Source organism: Streptomyces sp. NPDC006283, assembly GCF_040613325.1.
Taxonomy (GTDB): Bacteria; Actinomycetota; Actinomycetes; order Streptomycetales; family Streptomycetaceae; genus Streptomyces.
Map to the genome: position 1 here is coordinate 1 of NZ_JBEXRZ010000376.1, position 3,578 is coordinate 3,578.

Genomic DNA, 3,578 nt, shown 5'->3' on the forward strand with positions numbered 1-3,578 from the left:
GTGTCGCCAAGGGCGTCAAGCTGGTCGGCGTCAAGGTCGTCAACTGCGCCGGTGGCACCACCGCGACCGCGATCGCGGCCGGTATCGACTGGGTCGCGCGCTGGAGGTCGTGCGCCGCCGCCGACTATATCGCGCTAACTGGACCCGTGCATGGCCGCAGTATCTCGCAGCCGAGCACGACGGCATGACCGAGCGAGAAGTGCGCCGGAGGGGGCGGCAGTTGCTGAAGCAGTTCCCACAACGGACGCTACGGGGTGGTGTGCGGCCGTGGCGGCCGCACACATTCACCGGACGGGCCGCGTCAGCCCTGGCTCTCGTTGATGTTGACCATCCAGGAGATGCCGAACCGGTCGACGCACATGCCGAACGTGTCGCCCCACATCTGCTTCTCGAGGAGGACGTTCACCGTGCCGTCGGCGGAGAGCTTCTCCCAGTAGCCGCGGAGTTCGTCGGCGTCCTCGCCACTCAGGCTGATCGAGAAGTTGTTGCCGGGCTTGTGCTCCGTGCCGGGCGGGGTGTCGGCTCCCATCAGCGTGAAGCCGCGGTCGGTCTCGAGCATGCCGTGCATGATCTTGTCGGCGTCGCCGGGTGAAGTCTCGCCGCCGATGTCGGCGTACGTGTTCAGCCGCAGGTTTCCGCCAAGGACGCTTTTGTAGAACTCCATGGCCTCGCGCGCGTTGCCGGCGAAGCTGATGTACGGGTTGAGGCGAGATGGCACTGGACGCTCCTTTTGCAGGCGGGTCGGTTTCTCGCAGGGTAATTGCCCCGGTGCCGCCTTTTTTGACGCCACACGCGGTCGGGCGATCGCGGGGTGTGAGCGGCTGATCCGCGCGCCTGCGTCGCCGTAAGCCGGGCAGCGGTCGTGGGCCGCCGCTGGACGTCATTGCCGCTTCCATCAACCACAGCCGTCGGAATGCTTCTCCATTGGCCCGCTGGCCCACTTGCCGGGCATCGACCAGGTGAAGCTGCTGAGATCGGGGCCGATCGTGACAGCACGACCACATCCGCCCCCGTGCAACTGTCGTGCGGTTCGGAAAGTATGCTCTGAGGTATGTCCGATTTCACTTCGGTCCGAGTGGCAGTGACGTGGTCGTCGAGCCCCGGAGGGGGGTCGGCCTGACTGTCCTTGATCATGAAGGTGGCCCTGCTCGGTAGCGTGACGGATGAGAGTTCGTCAGCGCACCACCAGGGCAGGGCCGTTGAACTGGAACGTTACGACAGGGCTGGAAAACGATCAACTTGACGGCTGGTGGCCCGGGTCCATCGGGTGCTCGCGGAGGACCGGGCCCGCCAGCGATACCAGGGCGGATGTGGGCGCTGGGCCTGTACAAGTCCGTGGTGCTTGTGCTGTTCCTGCTGCGGGAGACCCCGGTCCAGGAAGCGGCCGCGGAGCTGTTCGGCATCAGCCAGTCCACCGTCTCCCGCCGCTGGAGGACGCTTTGCCGGTGGTGGAGAAGGTCCTGGCCGGCCGTGTCCCCGATCCTGCCGAGGCGTCGGCCGCCGGGTCGTCCTGCTCGGCGGGACCCTCGTGACGACGTTCTCGGGCAAGCACCGTGACACCGGCTTCAACCTGCAGGTCGCCGCCACGCTGTCCGGGACCTGCTCGCAGTCTCCGGGCCCGTCCCGGGCTCCCGCCACGACCTGTACGCCTGGCGTCAGTCCCACTTCCCGGAGGCCTTCGTCGAGCGGGAGGGCATGGGCGATCTGGGCTACCTGGCTCCGGCATGCTCACCGCGAGACGCAAACCACCTGGCCAGGAACGTCCCCACCGCAGACAAGGTCTGCAACCAGAGCATCAGCAAGCTCCGCGCCGCCGTCGAGCGAGCGATCGCACACCTGAAGGGCTGGAAAATCCTCGCCACCGCTACCGCGCCCCCCTCGGAGACTTCCCCCTCGTCACCAAGACCGTCACCGCTCTCGCCTTTGGCTGGTGAAGCCCCGTGAATAGGGCTCATGCCTTCAGCGAGTCCGAGTTCCCGGGCAACCTGGGCAACCGGACGTGACATCTCGATCACCATCTCCACGGCCTCTTCCCGGTACTTAGGAACCGTCTTCGTGCTCTGTTTGGGTGGTATTCCCCTGCAATTAGGGACATGACCTAACAAATCAACACGGGTGGTGATCAAATCGCCTCGTCGAGCCTCGACTGCGACAAGCGAACTCGGCATCAAGAATTGTCCTTGCCGGGGTGTCGCTTCCATCGTGTAGAAGGAGCAGGGAATGAAAATCAGGCTTGCCTCTCTGGCGGCTGCCGCCGGTGTGGCCGCCGGCTTCGTGGCGCTGTCGATGCCTGCCGCCTCGGCCGCTACACCCGACCCCGCTACGCCTGCCGCCTCGACGGTTACGCCCGCCAGCGAGTTCGCCGCCGCAGTTGCCGCCGCGACGGATACGCACTTCGGCGCCAGAGACCGCGACAGGGACAGGTGCAAGAAGGGGTGCCAGGGTGCCACCGGCCCGCAGGGTCCGACCGGACCCACCGGACCCATCGGTGCGACCGGCGCGACCGGACCCACCGGTGACCCCGGATTCACAGGTCCGACCGGACCCACCGGACCCATCGGTGCGACCGGCGCGACCGGACCCACCGGCGACCCCGGACCGACACCAATCCCCCTGGAAGCCCAAAGCCCCGCCACCGTCGTTCCGGCGGGTGGGAGTGTGACAGTCACGGCGGATTGTCCATCGGGATACGCCGCAGTAGGCGGTGGCTTCACGCAAGACGACTTGGTCTTCAGCCCCACATTCGCAGCGATCTCCGAGCCCAGCAACGGTGGCCAGTCCTGGACAGTTGTCTTTCGCAACATCGGGACATTCCCCGATACCGTTAATGCGATCGCCCTGTGCCAGCCGGTGACGCCGTAGTACCCAATGGTGGTGTGCCCGCCACGCCAGACTGTTGGACGACTCGCGGAAGGCCATCGCGAAGTGAGCTTGTTCCGCTTTGACGGAAACCTCTGATGTGGTGGTCACGTGCGCGCTAAAATGGCAAGGCCATGGAATTAGGGACCTCGGCCAGCCAGGGGTAGGTGGCGCCGCTGTCTAATTGGCCCACTGCAGTCTGAACCGCCCCGGCTCGAATGGAGACTCGGACCGAGCGGCTGCGCTCGACCCTGGCCGCGGTCGGTCTCGCCCTGGCGGGCCGAGCCGGCGCCCGCCTGGCCTCCGTGCTCGGGGTGTCCGTCAGCCGCAGTACAGTACTGCGGCTGGTCGACGCCCTCCCCGAACCCGAGCTGCCACTCCGCGGGTGGTCGGCGTTGACGAGTTCACCACCCCCTTGCGAAAGGCGAACTCGTCAACACCAGCACCCGAGGCGCCCGCTCAGGCACGGCCGGTTCGGTGAGCAGACTCAGCGCTTCGTGGGGCCCACGGTCAATTGCAGTGTCCGTCAGCCTCGGTCGGCCGGACCCAGGAGTCGACAGCCCCTTCGTTGGCGCCCGCCTCGTCGGCGGCTGTGGCGGGGCGCACCGTGTGCGGGGGCGGTGCGGGGAGTTGCCTCCCCGGCCAAACGGGCGCAATCCACGGGCTGTTCCGTGCTGTGGGAGGATTCCGACCAGCCGGAAACACCCACGTCCCGGTCC

3 protein-coding genes and 1 pseudogene are annotated in these 3,578 nt (G+C 66.9%); 3 read left to right on the forward strand and 1 reads right to left on the reverse strand.

The window, feature by feature from the left end:
- Positions 1 to 188: pseudogene (locus ABZ070_RS36140) on the forward strand (hypothetical protein); the annotation flags it as partial.
- Positions 189 to 301: 113 nt separating this feature from the next.
- On the opposite strand, the gene ABZ070_RS36145 reads toward ABZ070_RS36140, so the two are convergent.
- The gene (locus tag ABZ070_RS36145; RefSeq protein WP_356640302.1) at positions 302 to 718 is read right to left on the reverse strand and encodes a VOC family protein; all 417 of its coding nucleotides are present in this window, start codon (positions 716 to 718) and stop codon (positions 302 to 304) included.
- Positions 719 to 1,308: 590 nt separating this feature from the next.
- Here ABZ070_RS36145 and ABZ070_RS36150 point away from each other — a divergent pair.
- Both ABZ070_RS36150 and ABZ070_RS36155 read left to right on the forward strand, forming a co-directional pair.
- Positions 1,309 to 1,557, forward strand: a complete 249-nt coding sequence (locus ABZ070_RS36150) for a transposase family protein (RefSeq protein WP_356640304.1) — start codon at positions 1,309 to 1,311, stop codon at positions 1,555 to 1,557.
- A gap of 84 nt (positions 1,558 to 1,641) precedes the next feature.
- Positions 1,642 to 1,944 carry a hypothetical protein gene (locus ABZ070_RS36155; protein WP_356640306.1) on the forward strand — a complete coding sequence of 101 codons (303 nt, stop codon included), beginning with the start codon at positions 1,642 to 1,644 and terminating at the stop codon, positions 1,942 to 1,944.
- Positions 1,945 to 3,578: the final 1,634 nt, after the last annotated feature.